Raw genomic sequence first — 18954 nt, 5'->3', positions numbered from 1 at the left:
GTCCGCGATTCAATTTCCACTTGAAGGGTACTGCCTGAGAAATTCGATAAACTTTTGTTGGACCGGCGTTATGCCGGTCTTTAACCAGGCAGCCAAGGTGCATAAGCGGGTGTTTACATCCTTGAGCGGCACCACAACCACACCTTTGCGGCTGTAATTGGCTGAACTCTCAAGGTGAATGGTCACACCAATATTGGCCGCGACAAAGCCAAAGATACCCTCGCTATTGAACGCTTCTTGAGCAACCTCGGGTAAAAAATTTGCGCTCAGACACAGCGCATCCAGGTGCCGGCGAAAGTAGGCCCAATGGCTCATGCTGCCCAGTACGAATGGCTCTTTGGCCAGTTCTGCAAGTGCGATCTCTGAGCGGCTGGCAAGCGGGTGAAGATGTGATAACGCGGCGACAAACCGGTCGCGCTGGACCTCGATGCTGTCCATGTTCGGCTCCACCAGTGGGCCGGTAACAAAAGCAAACTCGATTGAACCTTCGTTAAGCATTTCAAGTTGCTGCTGAGTCGAGCCAAATATCAGTTCTGCTCTGATCTCGGGATAGCTGCGATGAAAGCCTTCGAGTATGGATGGCAACTGGCCCGACACCGCAAAATCGGTATAACCGATACGCAGTTGACCAATTTGCCCTGCACCAGCCTTGCGGGCTTGCTGTACGGCGTTTTCCAGTTGCTCGAATATAGTCCGGCTGCTTGCGAGAAACACTCGCCCAGCCTCGGTTAACTCAACCCGCCGATTGCTACGTAAGAACAGCACTTCACCTACGTTTTCCTCCAGTTGCTGGATGGTTCTGCTGAGCGCGGGTTGCGCCAGGTTCAGGCGCTCGGCTGCCCGGCGAAAATGCAGTTCTTCGGCAACCGCTTCGAAGGCGCGTAGATGGCGTAGATCAATCCGCATGGTAATACCCTTGACGCATCAATACCTATTGCTTTGATCTTATACGGGTAATGCCATTCGCTCTAGATAAAGGCTCAATCCATGCTCAGCGGTCAAGTACCGTGCCTTGATGGAATGCAAAGGTGTCATTAAGGGCCTGCCATGACCCTTAATGACTTTTGCCAACGTGTACTAGCGCTGTTTCAGCGGTGGTGTGCGCGGTGGAATCAAGCGCTTCGAGCCGGTGGCTTCGTATGCAGAAGCCAGGCTAAGCAGCGCAGAGTCGTCATAGGCACGACCGGCAAAGGTCAACCCTGCAGGCATACCGATGTCGGCCAGTACTCCCATCGGAACGGTCACCGTCGGCACGCCCAAGTGACGAATGGCGAGATTGCCGTTGGCAACCCAGACACCGTTGCTCCAGGCTATATCTGCCGACTTGATATTCACGTCCGCATCCGCTGGGCCAATGTCGGCCACTGTTGGGAAAATCACTGCATCAAGGCCGAGTTGATCCATCCATTGCTCAAGATCAGTGCTGCGAATCTGCTCAAGCGCACGCAAGCCGTCAGGCAGGGTGGTGATTTGATCCCAAGGAATAATTCCACTCTTGGCCATGCGTACGTATTCATCCATGCCTGCGGCCAGATCATCTTCTCGGTTTGGCAGTGTGCCGGGGTCGTGTGGGAAAATTTGCGGGCCATCGACATCGGCCAAGCGATTCAGCTTGGGATCGCCGTTAGCTTGCAGGAAATCATCAAAGGCCCAGGCCGACAGCTCCCACAACTCATGGTGCATGTAGTTCTTGGGTATCTGGGCGCGGGTGAATACCGTTGGCGTGCCGGGGCGATCGCCTTCGCAATTGGATATCATTGGGAAATCGACTTCGATCACTTCGGCGCCAGCGGCTTCAAGGCTTTTTCGGGCCTCTTGCCAGAGCGCGATCATTGAGTCGCGGGTGATGATTTTCTGCCCAGTTGGACCGCCAATCCCCGGTTTCTCCGAGGTGCCAGCGTCGGGATCGGCATTGATATACATGCGCGGCACGCCGAAACGCTTACCGGCTAGCGCAGCGGGCTTGGAGGCGAGGCTGGCGTAGGCCACAGGGCGTACCGATGAGGCCGCTGGGATTGGTACCCAAGGCTGCATCCTCCAGAGATCGCCGCGTGTGTCTGGGTCATCGGCGACGATAACGTCGAGCACCTCAAACAGGTCGGCCATGGTCCGGGCATACGGCACGACCACATCCATGGTGGGGGTTAATGGCCAATTGCCGCGCACTGAAATAACACCACGCGAGGGCGTATAGGCGCACAAACCGTTATTAGATGCAGGGCCGCGACCGCTGGACCAAGTCTCTTCAGCGAGACCAAAGGCTGCGAAGCTGGCAGCCGTTGCCGTGCCTGCGCCATTGGATGAGCCAGAGGCAAAAGGCGCGGTCAGATAGTCGCCGTTATACGGACTTTCAGCACGGCCATACACGCCGCGTTGCATGCCGCCGTTGGCCATGGGCGGCATATTGGTCTTGCCCAGGCAAATAGCCCCGGCAGCGCGCAGACGCTCCACGGTGAAGGCATCGCGGTAAGCAATCAGGTCCTTGAACGCTGGGCTGCCAGAGGCGGCGGTGAGGCCTTTTACCAAGTAACTGTCTTTGGCTGTATAAGGGATGCCGTCAAGCGGGCCGAGGGTTTCGCCCTGGGCGCGGCGTTCATCCGAGGCCTGGGCTTCTTTCAGCGCATCAGGGTTGCGCACCACCACCGCATTAAGCGCAGTTGGTGTGTCTGCACCGTCGTAGGCAGCAATTCGCTCAAGGTAAGCTTGAACAAGCTCAACCGCGGTTGTTTGGCCGGATTCAAGCGCGGCGCGCAACTCGGCAATGGACACTTCGGTTACTTCAATCATGCTGGCTCCACGGGCGGCAGGTGGGTTGTGCTGCGGGGTATTATGCTGCGCCATCTGGGTATCTTAACGCTAGCGTCTGGCCTTGTTTAGCGAATTGCTTAATTGATCAGTAGGCGAGTCGCCGAGCCACAGATCAATCCGAATGGATGTGGCGACGAAGCAAGTTTGCATCCATCGTTCTTTGCCCATTTAAATGACGCAGCTGTTGCTGCGCAACTCGATTCTCTATCCTTCGAGCGAGCTGATAGCTTGAGTAAAAAACAATAAAGGGAATTTGGCTGATGACTATGTTGCGCACAGGGATTGTATTGGTGGTTTTGTTTTCATTAACCGCTTGTGGAACAGTGCTTGAACGATCAGCAAACGGATTTTTTAAAAATGAGTATTACCGGGGCACCAAGTCTGACTTGCTGTCGGTGGGATTCTACCGTGCAAATAGCGAAAACTCCGTACTCCCAGTTGTTTGTTATTACATGATCGTATGCCCGATTTTTACTGTTGTTTCACTGCCGGTGGATATTGCAGTGGATACACTTTTACTGCCGGTCGATGCAATCAACAGGCAAGCTGAAGACGAAGCCAAGTAGCTGCTTGGCGTTATATGACTTATCGGGTGTTGTTCATCCGCCAACAAAATCCCTCAACCAATAGAGCTCTTTATGCTACGTGTGGACTGGCTGGAAAATCAGATGCATCACTGCGACACAATGGCCGAGCGCCTGTATCAACAGTTCAGCTATGAGTACGTCGGGCAAAGTCTCGCTCAGTGGCAGCAGGAGTTTGCGGCGGGGCAGGCCGATGGCAGCTGGAAGTCCTTGATTGTCACCGATGGCGATCAATTGCTCGGTGGTGCGGCGCTCGCTCAGGATGATTTATCCAGCCGCCCCGATCTCGGACCTTGGCTTGCCTGTGTATTGGTTGCGCCAGAGGCGCGCGGCCAAGGCTTGGCCGCCCGGTTGATCGAGGAGATTTGCGACCATGCACGAGACTCAGGAATCACAACCCTGTATTTGCATACCCACGACAAAAGCGATTACTACGCCAAACGCGGCTGGAATGTGCTGGACCGTTTTGAAGGCTGGGGCAAAGAACAGTGGCTGATGTCGCGAGAGCTGTAGCCACTGCTAAAACGTAGCGCAGCTCTTGGCTTAGCGCCAGCGGCTGTTAATCCACACTGCTTGTTGCTCTTTGCTTAAAAATGTCCAGGCAACAAACCGGCTTTGTTTTTGCCCCTGAGCCATTTCCACGGTGCGGACTTCTTGTGCGCCGATCTTGTTGAGTGCGCTGTAAACTCCGCCGAGGTTGCCTGCTTTGGATATCAAGGTGCTAAACCAAAACACCTGCTGTGCATGGTTGATGCTTTCGTTGATCAAGCGGGCGACAAATGCAGCCTCACCACCTTTGCACCACAACTCTGCCGCTTGGCCACCAAAGTTCAGCACCGGTAATTTGCGCTTGGGGTCGAGTTTGCCCAAGTTGCGCCATTTGCGGGTGCTGCCGCGTGTTGCTTCATCGGCTGAGGCGTGGAACGGTGGATTACACAATGTGATGTCGAAGCGATCATCGCTGCTGATCAGACCGTCCAGAATATGGTTGCTGTCTGTTTGCAGGCGCAGCTCAATGGCCGCGTCGAGGCCGGGGTTAGCGTCGATAATGGCGCGTGCCGAGTCGATTGCATTGCTGGCGATGTCTGAACCGACAAATTGCCAGTTGTATTCGCAGTGGCCGAGCAATGGATAAATGCAGTTGGCGCCTACACCGATATCCAGCGCTTTGATGTGCGCGCCACGCGGTATTTCTCCGGCGTTACTTTTCCCCAGCAAGTCAGCCAGGTAATGCAGGTAATCAGCGCGCCCCGGAATCGGCGGGCACAGGTAATCTGCGGGAATATCCCAATGTTTAATCCCATAGAACTGCTTGAGCAGGGCGCGGTTGAACACCTTCACTGCGTCGGGGTTGGCGAAGTCGATACTTTCCTTGCCATACGGATTAATGATCATGAAGTTAGCAAGTTCGGGGCTGGCTTGGATCAACGCCGGGAAGTCATAGCGACCTTGATGACGGTTACGCGGATGCAGTTGCCCCTTGGCTTGATCAGCTTTTTCGGCGGCTGGTTTTTTAGTGGCCGGCTTTTTAGCCGCGGGGCGTGCAGGTGGGCGAGACATGGTAATCCGTAAACAAGGTGGCGAGCGGGGCATTATTCATATTGAGCCAGCAATCGCCAGCAGTCTTGCGATTTAACTGATGTGCAGCACCTGTGCCAGGTAATCGAAGAAAATGCAGTACAGCGCAATCGGCAACGGCAAACCAAGCAGTGTGCCGAGCACATAGTGACGCATGCGCACACCCGACAGAGCGAGTGTGTAGTTCAGCGCCGGAAGTGTTTGCATAAGCATGCGCAGGGCAATGATGCTCATGAGTGGATGTTTATCCAAACCCGCCAGCAGCCGCTTGGCCAGCCGATTATCGATTTCGCGCAGGGCATTGCCACCGATATAACGGATGCTCAAATAGGTCAGCATGCAAGAGAAACAGGCGGCGACATAGGTGGCCACGCCACCCCAGAGCCGGCCAAGCGCGAGGACTGCGGCGGCCAGAAATATCCAGCCAGGAATTTGGATCAGATTGCCAAGGGCGAACAGCAGGGCAAACAGCAATATGCCTGCGAACTTGTGCGTCATGATGACCGACTTAACGGCTTCAAGACTGAATTGCTGGCGGATGCCCAAAGCTTCGAACAATGCAAACAAAGCGATTAAAACCAGCACAACCAGGAGTATGCGTTTGCGTCCGCTCATTTAGCTTCCCAGGTGATGACTATGGATAGTTGAGGGCTTGCTTGATGGCTGTGAGGTTAGCGCCAATCCAGCTTTTGTCGATGGCACCCCAGTTGCGGATGACATAATGCCCGGCGTTATTGCGGGTGCCGGGCTGTTGTTCAAACTCACAGATAATATCCAGTTCAGCCAAGGCGTTCAGCGTGTCCTGGGCCGTGCGTCGGGGCATGCCTGTCGTCTCCATAAGCGCTGGAATACTCGCCGCGCTGCCAGAGTCGATCAGCCAGGCGACATATAGACGCCGGTAAAAACTGCTTTTGGTTTTGCTGATCTCCTGCTGCATGCGCTGTTCCTTCAGGTCGAAATACTAGGCCAGTGTGGCGATCGCAATATAGCTCGCGGCACCGGCAATGTAGCCTAGAAATGCCAACAGGCTGATGGTTTTCAGGTACCAGATAAAGTTGATTCGCTCCATACCCATCGCCGCAACCCCAGCGGCCGAACCAATGATCAAACAGCTGCCGCCAGTGCCTGCGCAATACGCCAGCAATTCCCAGAACTGACCATTCATCGTGAAGCTTTGCAGCCAACTGACATCGCTGCTGGCACTGGCGATCGCCACTGGGCTCACCAGCGGATACATTTTCATCGCGCCTGCAACCAGCGGCACGTTGTCGACTACCGATGAAAGCAGGCCGATGGCAATGTTGATTGCGTAAATATTGCCCAGGCTTTCTTTCAGGGCAATGGCGACTTGGGCCAAGTGACCGGCAGTGGCCAGGCTGGAGACAGCCAGCAAAATCCCGAGGAAGAACAGCACGCTGGTTGTGTCGATGCGGCGCAACACGCCAATCACCGATAGCGGGTGTTTTTCTTCCGAGTTTTTGCCGCGGTGAATGATCTCGGTCACCACCCACATGACGCCCAGTCCGAACAGGATGCCCATATAGGGCGGCAAGTGGGTTACAGATTTGAAGATCGGCACGAACAGCAATGAGCCAAGGCCAATACCCAGTACCAGATTGCGCTCGAAGGGGGTGGTTGGGTCACGATGGCTTTCCAGCGACTCGTATTCAGGCGGGCGCTCGACTTCGCCTTTGAGGCGGAAGCTCAGGTAAATCAGCGGCACCATCAAGCACACCAGACTTGGGATGAACAGGTTGACGATGATGCTGCTGGCACTGATCTGTCCGCCAATCCAGAGCATGGTGGTGGTCACATCCCCAATTGGCGACCACGCGCCGCCAGCGTTTGCGGCAATCACCACGATACCGGCGAAGAACCAGCGATCCTTTTGGTCATCAACCAGTTTGCGCAGCAGTGAAACCATGACAATGGTGGTGGTCAGGTTATCCAGTGCAGCCGACAGGAAGAAGGTCAATATGCCGACCAGCCATAGCAGGTTTACCCGCTTATTGGTTTTGATGTGGTCGGTGACGGCTTTAAAGCCTTCGTGGGCGTCGATAAGCTCGACTATGACCATGGCGCCGAGCAAGAAGAACAATATCTCGGAGATCTCGCCGAGATGCTCACGCAACTGATGAACGACATAACCCGAGTTGTCGCCGTGCGTAACGTTGATATTGGTAATGGCCGGCAGAATTGCATCTGCACCCATCACCAATACAGTCCAGCAAATAACTGCGGTCAGCAGTGCCGATGCGGCTTTATCGATTTTCAGTGGATGCTCAAAAGCAATACACAGATAGCCAAGTACAAAAACACACGCCATCAACACATACATGATCAGAATTCCAGAGTTCGGTCCGTACGGGTGATCTTCTGCAGCCAACAATCAAGTTGCAGGCAAAGGCGGTTTTCTGCACACAACACGTCAAGCGTTTTAGCTTGTTGCGTGGGAGCTGCTGCCTGATCTTCATGCGGAAAATGCGTACGGAACCTGGGCTTTTTACCAGCGTTTAAACGCCGAGGGCTCTTGATGCGGGGGTAGAAGATGCCTGATTAGCGGTCTGTATGGGAAGGGGTTTATCTGCAAAAGTTGTTCTGGGTGGCGGAATTTTGCCCTTGCGTTTGCGCAAGCCAGTGCAGGTCTGCTTCGCATGAGACCTGCACCGTATGTTGGCCAGTTAATTCGTATGTGGTTTTGCCGCTAAAGCATTTGTTGGTGCAGGGGCAATAAATGCCAAGCTGATTGCCAGCAGCGGCATCAGTAGATTGAAGAAACAGTAGGGTAAATACGTCAGCGTCGATACACCCAGTGTCGCGGCCATGTAGGCGCCACAAGTGTTCCACGGCACCAATACCGAGGTCAGCGTGCCGCCATCCTCCAGTGCTCGTGACAGGTAAACCGGCTTGATGCCGCGCTTTTCATACTCGGCGCGGTACATGCGGCCCGGCAAGACCAGCGCGATATATTGGTCGGCAGTCACGATATTGGTGCCGATGGTAGTGACGACCGTGCTGGCGATCAGGCTGCTGGTGCTCTTGGCCAGATGAATAGTGCTTTCCAGCAGGCGCTGCAGCAGCCCGAGTTTTTCCAGAACACCGCCAAAGCACATCGCACAGATGATCAACCAGACCGTGGTCAACATACTGCCCATGCCGCCTTTGGAGAGCAGGCCATCGAGCGCCTCATTACCACTGTGCGACTCGTAACCAGCAAACAATGCCGTCCACACCGTTTTCAAGGCGGCTAAATTGCCTGCGCTTGGGTCTGCCAGACGGCTCATGACCTCGGGTTGAAAAATCAGCGCAAACACCGCGCCGAGCAATGCACCGAGAAAGATCGCCGGGAAGGCTGCCCATTGCCGCACCGCCAGAAATAACAAAAATGCGACCGGTAACAGCAAATGCCAGCCGAGAGTGAATTGGCTTTCAAGTGCATCGAGCACCTGAGCGATGCGCCCGGTGTCGTGGCTTGCCGATGCTTGTTGGCCCAGTACAAAGAAAATCACCAGAGCAATGGCCAGCGCCGGTACGCTGGTGCGCAGCATTAAACGGATATGCGCGAACAGATCGGCACCGGCCGCGGCGGGCGCCAGGTTGGTGGTGTCAGACAGCGGTGAGAGCTTGTCGCCAAAATAGGCGCCGGAAATAATTGCCCCAGCGGTAATCGCCGGGTCAAGACCCAGCCCCGAAGCCACGCCCATCAAGCCAATGCCGAGGGTGCCTGCGACTGTCCATGAGCTGCCAATCGACAGCGCGGTAAGGGCGCAGATAATGCAACTGGTGACATAAAAGTATTCGGCTGATATCAGCTTTAAACCCAACCAGATCATGGTCGGCACAGTGCCTGCGAGAATCCATGTGCCAATCAGTGCGCCAACGGCGAGCAGGATCAGGTTGGCTTTCATCGCCAGATGAATACCGGCGAGGATGCCATCTTCGATATCCGCCCAGCGAAAACCGTTTTTCATGCCGACCAGACCAGCGACAAAGGCCGCGCTCATCAGGGCAATCTGATTGGGGCCGCTTGAGGAGCTGTCACCGAACAGGTAAACCGACAGGCCAAGCAGGACGATCAATACACTGATAGGGAGCAGCGCATCGAGCAGGGAAGGGGAGCGAGTGTTAGACATTGTGGTACCGGTTAAAAACAATGGGGCCCGCGCCTTGTCGGTCGCGGGCCCCATTGGCTGTGCAGTTGGATTATAGCGAAGCGATACGCGCGCGTTGTTCAGCAAGCTTGCCGAGGGCCAATTCGGCTTCTGCCAGTTTGGCGCGTTCTTTTTCGATCACCTCAGCCGGAGCCTTGTCGACGAAGCCAGCGTTGCCCAGCTTACCGCCGACACGTTTGACTTCGCCTTCGAGACGCTGGATTTCCTTGTCCAGGCGGCCCAGCTCAGCGGCTTTGTCGATTAGACCGGCCATTGGCACCAGCACTTCCATGTCGCCCACCAGTGCGGTGGCAGACAATGGCGGCTCGTCACCGGCAGCCAGAATGCTTACTGATTCCAGCTTGGCCAGTTTGTTGAGCAGCGGCGCGTTGTCTTTGAGGCGACGCTGATCTTCACTGCTGGCGTTCTTGAGGATGATGTCGATGCGCTTGGCCATGGAGATGTTCATCTCGCCACGGATCTGGCGCAGGCCGAGCATCAGGGCTTTAACCCACTCGATATCATCTTCGGCAGCAGCGTCGATGCGCTCTTCATTGGCCACTGGCCAGGCTTGCAGCATGATGGTGTCGCCCGTCGCCCCGGCTTGGGCTTTGATCCGCTGCCAGATTTCTTCGGTGATAAACGGCATGAATGGGTGGGCCAGGCGCAGCGCTACTTCAAGCACGCGAATCAGAGTGCGACGGGTGCCGCGCTGACGTTCGATCGGCGCGTTCTCGTCCCAGAGAACAGGTTTAACCAGCTCCAGGTACCAGGCGCAGTATTCGTCCCAGATGAACTCATACAGTGCCGATGCCGCGAGGTCGAAGCGGAAGGCGTCGAGGTGACGGGTTACATTGGCTTCGGTGCGTTGCAGCTGCGAAATGATCCAACGGTCAACCGAGGACAGCTCAACCGCTTCACCATTGATGCCGGTGTCATGGCCGTCGGTGTTTTCGATGACGAAGTTGGCGGCGTTCCAGATCTTGTTGCAAAAGTTGCGATAACCCTCGACCCGGCCCATGTCGAACTTGATATCACGGCCAGTGGAGGCCAGTGACAAGTTGGTAAAGCGCAGTGCATCGGTGCCATAGGCGGCGATGCCTTCTGGAAACTCAGCGCGGGTCTGCTTGGCGATCTTCTCGGCCAGCTTGGGCTGCATCATGCCGCTGGTACGCTTGGTCAACAGGTTTTCGAGATCGATGCCGTCAACGATGTCCAGTGGATCAAGGACGTTGCCCTTGGACTTGGACATCTTCTGGCCTTGGCCGTCGCGCACCAGACCGTGTACATAAACAGTCTTGAACGGAACCTGCGGGGTGCCGTCTTCGTTCTTCACCAAATGCATGGTGAGCATGATCATCCGGGCAACCCAGAAGAAGATGATGTCGAAGCCTGTCACCAGCACGTCGGTCGGGTGGAAGGTCTTGAGGAATTCAGTCTGTTGCGGCCAGCCGAGCGTCGAGAAGGTCCACAGGCCGGAGCTGAACCAGGTGTCGAGTACGTCTTCATCCTGGCGCAGGGCTACATCGGCGCCCAGCTTGTTCTCACTGCGCACTTCGGCTTCGTTGCGGCCAACGTAGACATTGCCTGCGTCGTCGTACCATGCCGGAATACGGTGGCCCCACCACAACTGGCGGCTGATGCACCAATCCTGGATATCACGCATCCAGCTGAAGTACATGTTCTCGTATTGCTTGGGCACGAACTGGATGCGGCCATCTTCAACCGCAGCAATTGCAGGTTCAGCCAGGGATTTGGTCGATACGTACCATTGGTCTGTCAGCCACGGTTCGATGATGGTGCCGGAGCGGTCGCCTTTTGGCACTTTCAAGGCGTGGTCATCAACGCTGACCAGTAAGCCAGCAGCATCAAAGGCAGCAACGATTTGCTTACGCGCCTCGAAACGATCAAGGCCCGCGTATTCAGCAGGCAGGCTGGTATCGACATCTGCGTTGACGCTGCCGTCAACATTGAATGCCTGAGCATTGGCCAGTACAGCTGCGTTCTTATCGAAAATGTTGAGCAGCGTCAGGTTGTGGCGCTTGCCGACTTCATAGTCGTTGAAGTCATGCGCCGGGGTGATTTTCACACAGCCGGTGCCAAACTCCGGATCGCAGTAATCATCGGCAATAATCGGGATACGTCGGCCAACCAACGGCAGCTCAACGAAACTGCCGATCAGAGATTTGTAGCGCTCATCTTCTGGGTGCACAGCAACGGCGGCGTCGCCGAGCATGGTTTCCGGTCGCGTGGTGGCAACGATGAGAAAGGCATTGCCTTCAGTCGTGGTCTTGCCGTCTGCCAGCGGGTAACGCAAATTCCACAGGTGACCTTTCTCATCGTGGTTTTCCACTTCAAGGTCGGAGATTGCCGTGTGGAACTTGGTATCCCAGTTGACCAGGCGCTTGCCGCGATAGATCAAACCATCGGCGTGCAGGCGAACGAAGGCTTCTCTAACTGCATCAGACAGGCCGTCGTCCATGGTGAAGCGCTCGCGCGACCAGTCAACCGAGGAGCCCAGACGGCGGATCTGACGGGTAATTGTGCCGCCGGATTGTTCTTTCCATTCCCAGACTTTCTCCAGGAACTTGTCGCGACCGAGGTCGTGACGGCTTACACCTTCGGCAGCCAATTGGCGCTCGACGACCATCTGCGTGGCAATGCCCGCGTGGTCGGTGCCCGGCTGCCACAAAGTGTTGCGGCCTTGCATGCGGCGGAAACGAATCAGCGCATCCATGATCGAGTTGTTGAAACCATGGCCCATGTGCAGGCTGCCGGTGACATTCGGCGGCGGAATCATGATGGTGTACGGCTGACCCGAACCTTGTGGGGCGAAGTAATTGTTCGCTTCCCAGTTCTGGTACAGGCTGGTTTCAATGGCGTGCGGCTGGTAGGTCTTGTCCATGCGCGGCGGGACCCTTTTGACGGCTGATCGGAAAAGCCGACAAGTATAGCGGGGAAGAGCCTTGTCAGGTAAGTGCAAGCTGATTGCTTGCAGATATGCGGCGCCATTGCGGGTTTAAAACTGGCGTTAACCGTCTATTTTCGTCGAAAACTAGGGCCGGCGCGTAGGCAGTAGACGAGTTAGGCGTGCTTCGAGGCGCGATTTTAGTTCAGCCTCGATCTGCGGTACGAAATCGTCGATCACATCCTGCAGGATTAATTGCGCCGCGTTGCGTAGCTCAGTATCGAGACGATTGATCTCACTGTCGCGGCCGATCGACTGGCGTACGGTCGCGCGCAGAGCTTGCGCATCATCGATAGGGCTTTCTGGCTGGGCAGCAGGTGTCGGTGTTGCGCTGGCTTGCGGGGATTGTTCGACAATATCTGAAAGCAGCGGAATTGACTCCGGATCGATCGAGTCAAGATCGAACGCAGTTGATGCTTGGCTTTTTTCATCGCCCAGCAGTTCGCGAATCGACTCTAAATCGTCGAGCAAGTGTCCTGGTTTTTGTTGCGGTTTTGGCGTGTCCATTAATCTAACTACAGCTCAACTCGTTTTGGATCATAGCCACGCTGGCGGTAGCTACGGAAATTTTCCCGGCAAACGGTCAGTAAGTCCGGCTGTTGGTTGACGATTTCTATCACTCGGCTGAAGCGCTCAACGTGAGGTGAAATCGCATTGTTGAGGTTGATCAGAACACCTTGTTTAGCGCTCGGTTCTTCATCGACACCAATTACCACTGGGGCAAGCGGATCGTCACTATGCTGGTTGTGCGGGATGAAACAGTCCTTTTTGAACAGCCACATTTGCTCATCCAGCTCAGCGCACTGTGCAGAATCAGCTGCACGCACAAATACCGGCAAGCCATGACGCCATGCCTTCAGCGCCAACTGGCACGCTGCGCGTATACGGTCGGCGGGGCGGTCGGTTGCGAGTACGTAGAATTCAATTCGGCTCATGGGTTCATCAGTGCAAAGGGTCTGTTTAAAGCCTGGGTCGCGCTACCGCGACCCAAACCTTGTGCGCATAGCTTACGCTTTAGCGCGGTCCAACAGGTACTGAGTCAGCAGTGGAACTGGACGACCGGAGGCGCCTTTGTCCTTGCCACCGCTAATCCAGGCGGTGCCTGCAACGTCCAGATGAGCCCAGCTGTACTTTTTAGTGAAGCGCGACAGGAAGCAGGCCGCTGTGATGGTGCCTGCCTTGGGGCCGCCAATGTTGGCGATGTCGGCGAATGGGCTGTCCAGCTGTTCTTGATATTCATCAAACAGCGGCAACTGCCATGCACGGTCATCGGCTTGCTGGCCCGCGGTCAGAATCTGCTGTACGAGCTCATCATTGTTGCCGAGCAGGCCCGAGGTGTGAGAGCCGAGGGCAACAATGCAGGCGCCAGTGAGGGTGGCGATATCGATCACCGCTTGCGGTTTGAAGCGCTCAGCGTAAGTCAGGGTGTCGCACAGTACCAAGCGGCCTTCGGCGTCGGTATTGAGAATCTCAACCGTTTGTCCGCTCATTGTGGTGACGATATCGCCTGGACGCGCCGCGCCGCCGCTTGGCATGTTTTCAGCGCATGCCAGCAAGCAGACCAGGTTGATCGGCAGTTGCAGTTCAAGCACCGCTTTGAGGGTGCCGAATACGCTGGCGGCGCCGCCCATGTCGTATTTCATCTCATCCATGCCAGCCGCTGGCTTGATGCTGATTCCACCCGTGTCGAAGGTGATGCCTTTGCCGACCAGCACGAATGGCTTGTCGGTTTTTTTCCCGCCTTGGTAATTCATCACGATCATGCGTGGCGGCTGGTCGCTGCCTTGGCCTACAGCCAGGAACGCTCCCGCGCCGAGGGTTTTGAGTTTTTTCTCGTCGAGAATCTCAACCTTCAAGCCTTTGTAGGCCTTGCCCAGTTCCTTGGCTTGTTCGGCCAGGTAAGTTGGATGGCAAATGTTTGGCGGCATATTGCCGAGGTCTTTGGTGAATGCCATGCCCGTGGTGATGGCTTTGGCATGCAGGCATGCACGCTCAGCTTCGGCTTGCTCAGCCTTTTCAGTGATCAGGGTGATTTTTTTCAAGGCGCTGGCCGGGGCTTTCTGGCTCTTGAACTGGTCGAAGCTGTACTCGCCATCGGCCAGCGTTTCAACCAGCAAGCGTGCCTTGGCGTAAGCATCACGGCCTTTGACGTTCAGATCGCCAAGGGCGAAGACAGCATCGTTGCCACCAAGATTTTTCAAAACGGCGTGGGCGGAACCGATCAATTTGCGTAATTGACGGTCAGAGAGTTCGGCTTCTTTACCGCAACCGACCAATAAAACGCGTTCTGCTTTAATATTGGCAATATTGCGTGCCAGCAGCGTCTGGCCGACTTTACCGGCAATGTCGCCGCTCTTGAGCAGTGCGCTGATTGCGCCTGAGCTAGCGGTATCAATGGATTTGGCGATTTCGCCGAGCTTGCGGCCTTCGCTGACAGCGATAACCAAGGTGGCGGTTTTCAGTGTTTCCGGACGAGCGCTTTTGACAAAAAATTCCATGGAATGGTGTCCTCAAGACAACGGGTCGGTATTGCTGGATAATGGCGGCAATTAATTTAGTGATTCGCCCATTTGGCGAATTGGCAAACAGTGTGGCTAGTTTGAGCGTAGCTACCTGAGCCTGACAACCCTGGAGTGTCTGGTTTGATCGTCTTCCGTTATTTATCCCGTGAAGTGTTGACTACATTGAGCGCTGTAAGTGCTGTGCTCTTGGTGATCATCATGAGCGGGCGTTTTATCAAATATTTGGCCCAGGCCGCTCAAGGCGTGCTGGATCCAAGTGTTTTGTTTTTGATTATGGGTTATCGCCTGCCCGGCTTTCTCCAGCTGATTCTGCCGCTGGGGTTGTTTTTGGGTTTCCTGCTGGCATATGGGCGCTTGTACCTCGATAGCGAGATGACGGTACTTTCGGCCACCGGCATGAGCCAGCAGCGACTGATGGTGTACTCAATGGCACCGGCCACGCTGGTCGCGCTGCTGGTTGCATGGTTGAGCCTAGGTTTGGCGCCTCAGGGTGTTTCTCATGTTGCGCAGATTCTTAATCAGCAGGATGCACTGACCGAGTTCGATACCTTGGTCCCCGGCCGCTTCCAGTCGATGGGCGAGGGCTCGCGGGTGACCTATACCGAGAAACTGTCGAGTGATCGCAGCGAGCTTGGCGGTATCTTTATTTCTGAAAAGCGTCTGTCTTCCGATGGCGAGAAAGACCGTGGCATTACCGTGTTGGTCGCCGAAAGTGGTCGTCAGGAAATTCAGGAAGACGGCAGCCGCTATCTGATTCTGGAAAACGGTTACCGCTACGATGGCAATCCGGGGCAGGCTGATTACCGGACAATTAAGTACGATGAGTACGGCGTATTGCTGCCCAAACCTGAAGTCAATGTGGATGTAAGCGAGCGTGAGGCATTGCCCACCAGCGAGTTGATCGGCAGTGACGATCAGCGCCACAAATCAGAGCTGCAGTGGCGGATCTCGCTGCCAATCCTGGTCTTTGTTGTGACCCTGATGGCAGTGCCGCTGTCCCGCGTGAACCCACGCCAGGGCCGCTTCCTCAAGTTGCTTCCGGCGATTTTGCTGTACATGGCGTACTTGTCGATCCTGATTGCCGCGCGTGGCGCGATGGACAAGGGGCGGATTCCTTATGGGCTTGGTTTGTGGTGGGTACACGCAGTGTTTATCGCGATAGGCTTGTTACTGCTTTATTGGGAACCGATACGCCTGAAGTGGGCTGCTCGTCGTGGCGCGAAGGAGATGGCCCGTGGTTAAACTGGATCGATACATTGGTAAGCAGGTATTTCTCGCCATCCTCAGTGTGTTGGGGATTATTGTAGCGCTGGCATTGTTGTTCGCATTCATCGACGAACTGGGTGATGTCGATGAAAAATATGGTCTGGCCAACGCCGCTTGGTATGTGTTTCTGACTGCGCCTCGGCGTACGTATGAAATGTTGCCAATGGCGGCGCTAATTGGTTGCTTGATCGGGCTTGGCAGCTTGGCCAGCAATAGCGAACTGACCATTATGCGTGCGGCCGGGGTTTCTATCCGTCGTATCGTCTGGGCAGTGATGAAGCCGATGCTGGTGCTGATGTTCGCTGGCATTCTCATCGGTGAGTACCTGGCGCCGTGGAGCGAAAACATGGCCCAGGCCGACCGCGCCATGGCGCAGGGAGCGGGGGACGCGCAAAGCTCCAAGCGCGGGCTGTGGCACCGGCAAGGCGAAGAGTATGTGCATATCAACGCTGTACAGCCCAATGGCTTGTTGTTTGGCGTTACCCGTTATCAGTTTGATAAGGAGCGCCATCTGCTTTCTTCGAGCTTTTCGCGCAAGGCTCAGTTCCAGGGCGATTATTGGCAGCTTGATGACGTAACCACGACCCATTTCAAAGAGCGCAGTACCGAGGTGGTTAAAGCACCAACCGAGCGTTGGGATGTGGAGCTTAATCCGCAACTGTTGAGCACTGTGGTGCTTGAGCCGGGGGCGCTGTCTATTTCCGGGCTCTGGCGCTATGCCGGCTATCTGTCTGAGCAGGGTTTGAATAACAGTCAATACTGGCTGGCATTTTGGACCAAGGTTTTACAGCCCATAGTCACCGCCGCACTGGTATTGATGGCTATCTCGTTTATCTTTGGGCCGCTGCGTTCGGTAACCCTCGGTCAGCGGGTGTTTACCGGGGTGCTGGTAGGGTTTGTGTTTCAGATCGCCCAAGACTTGCTGGGGCCTTCAAGCTTGGTATTTGGTTTCTCGCCATTACTGGCGGTGCTGGTGCCGGCGGGGATCTGTGCAGTCGCCGGCGGTTGGTTGCTGCGACGGGCTGGCTAACCAGCGCACGAAAAAAAGCCAGCGCTCCTGAACAGGGCGCTGGCTTTTTGTTGCCGGATCACTTCTTGTGGATGTTTTTCGGTAACTGAACAGTTTGACTCTCTGAGTAAATCTCGTGCCAGGTCCGTTGTTTTTTATCGATAAGCACCCAGAAGTAGCCAAGACCCAGGCACAGCCACGATGCTATCGAGACCATAAAACGCAGCAGTGATTGCCACAGGCTAATCGCTGAGCCGTCAGTGTTCTGCGCGCGAATCCCCCAAACCTGCATGCCTAAGGTTTGGCCGTTGTAGGTCCAGAATTTACTGAAGAAACCGAACAGGCTCATAAACAAAATGGTTGAGAGTACAGGATCGCCATCCAGCGCGCCGGAGTCTGAAAGTTGCTTGAGTTGATCTGCGCCGTAAAAGCCCATCAAGATCAGTTTGTAGATGAATGTCACGACAATTAGCAGTGCTACGCAGAGTAAAAAATCGTAGAACATAGCTGCAAAGCGGCGAGGCAGCCCTGCTGATGGAAAATCGCCCTGGGGGCTGAGTTGACGTTTTCGCATGGTAACCCGCAAGTATGTAGCACCTTAGGAAGCCTCAGAAAAACTACTGCGCTAGGTATTACAGCGTTAAAAAACTGCTCACAGCCCTAAGGCTGAACGAACTTCAGTTGGGCAGCCCTTGCTGCGGCCCCGAAGGGGTGAGCAAAGCGAATCAAATGCTCATTTAGGATTACTAAAGTCGAGCGCGACCTCGCTCGCTTTTTCGCATCTTTGACTCGCTGGCGCTCGCTACCTTTTTCAGAGGTTCCTGCCATAAAAAAACCCCTGATGTTGCCATCAGGGGTTCTTCAAAGCGGCAAGATTATTCCTGGACTTGAACCTGGTCAGCTTGCATGCCTTTTTGACCTTGTACAGCTACGAAGCTGACTTTCTGGCCTTCTTTCAGGCTCTTGAAGCCGTTACCTTCGATAGCGCGGAAATGTACGAACAGATCCGGACCGCTTTCTGGAGTGATAAAACCAAAACCTTTCTCGTCGTTAAACCACTTGACGGTACCGTTCTGACGATTCGACATTTTTTATTCCTTGAAACTTAAAGTTGATGACAGCCTCCTCATAATAGAAGGACTGAGACTGGTTGCAAGGAGAATTAGCTTTCGGGAGGGATGTAGCGGATCGTAAGGATCTACTGCATCAGGCCACGATCGACTGCGACCCATGCAAACACAGTTAAATAACTCTACGCTAACTACATGGCAAATGCCAACCCCTTGCGCCACTCAAGGTTTGCGCTGGATTTTGCAGGGTCATGAAGTTGATTTGTTGGTCAGAGAAATAATCCATCAAGAAGACGTTTTGCAGTGTGGCGGCTCTGGCATTTGTTGACGGCAATAGGTGCCAGAGCGCCTGACTACAACGCTTCTTCTAGCAGCCAGCGTGCAGCTTCGCGGGCTTGCGCCTTGTGCTGCAGCTCCAGCTCAGTGAAGTTCTTTTCATGCTGGCGACGGCTGGTTTTATCCAAGGCTTTCCAGTCGGCATGAGTCGGCACGTGTGCAGTGGCTTCATACAGTTGATGAAATACCTGGCACCGCACGTTTTGACTAAGACGAATGTCGAAGTTATCGAGCAGCACTTTGATGCGAATCGCCCCTTCAATCAGCGGCAATTGCCCATCAAGTAAACTGCTGGCGAGAATTTTTAAATCCTCGCCCAGCCGCTGTTGCTGTTCGAAGGCCGCATTGCGTTGCTGAGACTCTCTTGACCAGACTTTGCGCCACAAGGACAGGGCGTAAAAGGCAAGGCCAATAACCAAGGCTACAGCGACGCAGATCAGAACTCCTGAAAGCAAGCTCATGGATTAATCACGCGCCGTGGCACTTCTTGAATTTCTTCTGGCTACCGCAGGGGCAGGGGTCGTTACGGCCGACATCTTTGAGTTCGTTGCGAACTGGCTCTTGATGGTTGCAGTGTGGGCCATGCACGTGACCATGGTGATGGTCATGATCGTGGTCGTGGCTGCAATCAGGGCCATGAACGTGAGGTTGCTGGGTCATGC

General features: G+C 55.0%; 19 protein-coding genes. 4 read left to right on the top strand and 15 right to left on the bottom strand.

What is annotated here, in order from left to right; all coding sequences use genetic code 11:
* Nucleotides 1-9: 9 nt before the first annotated feature.
* Both ACN0UH_RS00720 and ACN0UH_RS00715 read right to left on the bottom strand, forming a co-directional pair.
* A complete protein-coding gene (locus ACN0UH_RS00720) occupies nucleotides 10-906 on the bottom strand; it encodes a LysR family transcriptional regulator (RefSeq protein ID WP_417660252.1) in 897 nt (298 codons plus the stop codon).
* A 171-nt stretch (nucleotides 907-1077) separates the two neighbouring features.
* Nucleotides 1078-2787 carry an amidase gene (locus ACN0UH_RS00715; RefSeq protein WP_417660251.1) on the bottom strand — a complete coding sequence of 570 codons (1710 nt, stop codon included), beginning with the start codon at nucleotides 2785-2787 and terminating at the stop codon, nucleotides 1078-1080.
* 281 nt (nucleotides 2788-3068) lie between these two features.
* Between ACN0UH_RS00715 and ACN0UH_RS00710 the strand changes: the two genes are divergently transcribed.
* A complete protein-coding gene (locus tag ACN0UH_RS00710) occupies nucleotides 3069-3374 on the top strand; it encodes a YceK/YidQ family lipoprotein (protein WP_417660250.1) in 306 nt (101 codons plus the stop codon).
* A gap of 72 nt (nucleotides 3375-3446) precedes the next feature.
* Complete coding sequence (locus ACN0UH_RS00705) at nucleotides 3447-3905, top strand: GNAT family N-acetyltransferase (protein ID WP_417660249.1); 459 nt, start codon at nucleotides 3447-3449, stop codon at nucleotides 3903-3905.
* 30 nt (nucleotides 3906-3935) lie between these two features.
* Here ACN0UH_RS00705 and rlmF read toward each other — a convergent pair whose 3' ends face one another.
* The 9 genes from rlmF to ACN0UH_RS00660 all read right to left on the bottom strand — a co-directional run bounded on the left by rlmF (nucleotide 3936) and on the right by ACN0UH_RS00660 (nucleotide 14587).
* Nucleotides 3936-4952, bottom strand: coding sequence for a 23S rRNA (adenine(1618)-N(6))-methyltransferase RlmF (rlmF, locus tag ACN0UH_RS00700; protein WP_417660248.1), 1017 nt, complete (start codon nucleotides 4950-4952; stop codon nucleotides 3936-3938).
* A 72-nt stretch (nucleotides 4953-5024) separates the two neighbouring features.
* Entirely contained in the window at nucleotides 5025-5585 is a 561-nt protein-coding gene (locus ACN0UH_RS00695; protein ID WP_417660247.1) for a VTT domain-containing protein, read from the bottom strand.
* Between the two features lie 19 nt (nucleotides 5586-5604).
* On the bottom strand, nucleotides 5605-5907 hold the full coding sequence (locus ACN0UH_RS00690; RefSeq protein ID WP_417660246.1) for a winged helix-turn-helix domain-containing protein: 303 nt from the start codon (nucleotides 5905-5907) through the stop codon (nucleotides 5605-5607).
* A 24-nt stretch (nucleotides 5908-5931) separates the two neighbouring features.
* Nucleotides 5932-7308 carry a sodium:proton antiporter NhaD gene (gene nhaD, locus ACN0UH_RS00685; RefSeq protein WP_417660245.1) on the bottom strand — a complete coding sequence of 459 codons (1377 nt, stop codon included), beginning with the start codon at nucleotides 7306-7308 and terminating at the stop codon, nucleotides 5932-5934.
* A gap of 343 nt (nucleotides 7309-7651) precedes the next feature.
* Nucleotides 7652-9103 (bottom strand): Na+/H+ antiporter NhaC, encoded by a 1452-nt coding sequence (gene nhaC / locus ACN0UH_RS00680; protein WP_417660244.1) that lies wholly within the window; start codon nucleotides 9101-9103, stop codon nucleotides 7652-7654.
* 70 nt (nucleotides 9104-9173) lie between these two features.
* Nucleotides 9174-12026 (bottom strand): valine--tRNA ligase, encoded by a 2853-nt coding sequence (locus ACN0UH_RS00675; RefSeq protein WP_417660243.1) that lies wholly within the window; start codon nucleotides 12024-12026, stop codon nucleotides 9174-9176.
* Nucleotides 12027-12176: 150 nt separating this feature from the next.
* Nucleotides 12177-12596: a DNA polymerase III subunit chi gene (locus tag ACN0UH_RS00670; RefSeq protein ID WP_417660242.1), complete on the bottom strand. Its 420-nt coding sequence runs from the start codon at nucleotides 12594-12596 to the stop codon at nucleotides 12177-12179.
* An 8-nt stretch (nucleotides 12597-12604) separates the two neighbouring features.
* Entirely contained in the window at nucleotides 12605-13024 is a 420-nt protein-coding gene (locus ACN0UH_RS00665; RefSeq protein WP_087517809.1) for a DNA polymerase III subunit chi, read from the bottom strand.
* Between the two features lie 72 nt (nucleotides 13025-13096).
* Nucleotides 13097-14587, bottom strand: a complete 1491-nt coding sequence (locus tag ACN0UH_RS00660; RefSeq protein WP_417660240.1) for a leucyl aminopeptidase — start codon at nucleotides 14585-14587, stop codon at nucleotides 13097-13099.
* A 144-nt stretch (nucleotides 14588-14731) separates the two neighbouring features.
* Here ACN0UH_RS00660 and lptF point away from each other — a divergent pair, with 144 nt between their 5' ends.
* On the top strand, nucleotides 14732-15853 hold the full coding sequence (gene lptF / locus ACN0UH_RS00655) for an LPS export ABC transporter permease LptF (RefSeq protein ID WP_417660239.1): 1122 nt from the start codon (nucleotides 14732-14734) through the stop codon (nucleotides 15851-15853).
* Nucleotides 15846-16907: an LPS export ABC transporter permease LptG gene (lptG, locus tag ACN0UH_RS00650; protein WP_417660238.1), complete on the top strand. Its 1062-nt coding sequence runs from the start codon at nucleotides 15846-15848 to the stop codon at nucleotides 16905-16907. Before lptF ends, lptG begins: the two co-directional genes overlap by 8 nt.
* A gap of 58 nt (nucleotides 16908-16965) precedes the next feature.
* Here lptG and ACN0UH_RS00645 read toward each other — a convergent pair whose 3' ends face one another.
* From ACN0UH_RS00645 to ACN0UH_RS00630, 4 genes are all read right to left on the bottom strand, one after another.
* A complete protein-coding gene (locus ACN0UH_RS00645; RefSeq protein WP_417660237.1) occupies nucleotides 16966-17460 on the bottom strand; it encodes an RDD family protein in 495 nt (164 codons plus the stop codon).
* A 301-nt stretch (nucleotides 17461-17761) separates the two neighbouring features.
* A complete protein-coding gene (locus ACN0UH_RS00640) occupies nucleotides 17762-17974 on the bottom strand; it encodes a cold-shock protein (RefSeq protein ID WP_010486675.1) in 213 nt (70 codons plus the stop codon).
* A gap of 335 nt (nucleotides 17975-18309) precedes the next feature.
* Nucleotides 18310-18753, bottom strand: a complete 444-nt coding sequence (locus ACN0UH_RS00635) for a DUF2489 domain-containing protein (protein WP_417660236.1) — start codon at nucleotides 18751-18753, stop codon at nucleotides 18310-18312.
* 7 nt (nucleotides 18754-18760) lie between these two features.
* Complete coding sequence (locus ACN0UH_RS00630; protein ID WP_087517803.1) at nucleotides 18761-18952, bottom strand: SEC-C metal-binding domain-containing protein; 192 nt, start codon at nucleotides 18950-18952, stop codon at nucleotides 18761-18763.
* Nucleotides 18953-18954 lie beyond the last annotated feature (2 nt).

The sequence above is a fragment of the Pseudomonas sp. genome (assembly GCF_048265905.1).
GTDB lineage: Bacteria > Pseudomonadota > Gammaproteobacteria > Pseudomonadales > Pseudomonadaceae > Aquipseudomonas.
This window is presented reverse-complemented; position numbering and strand designations above follow the sequence as displayed.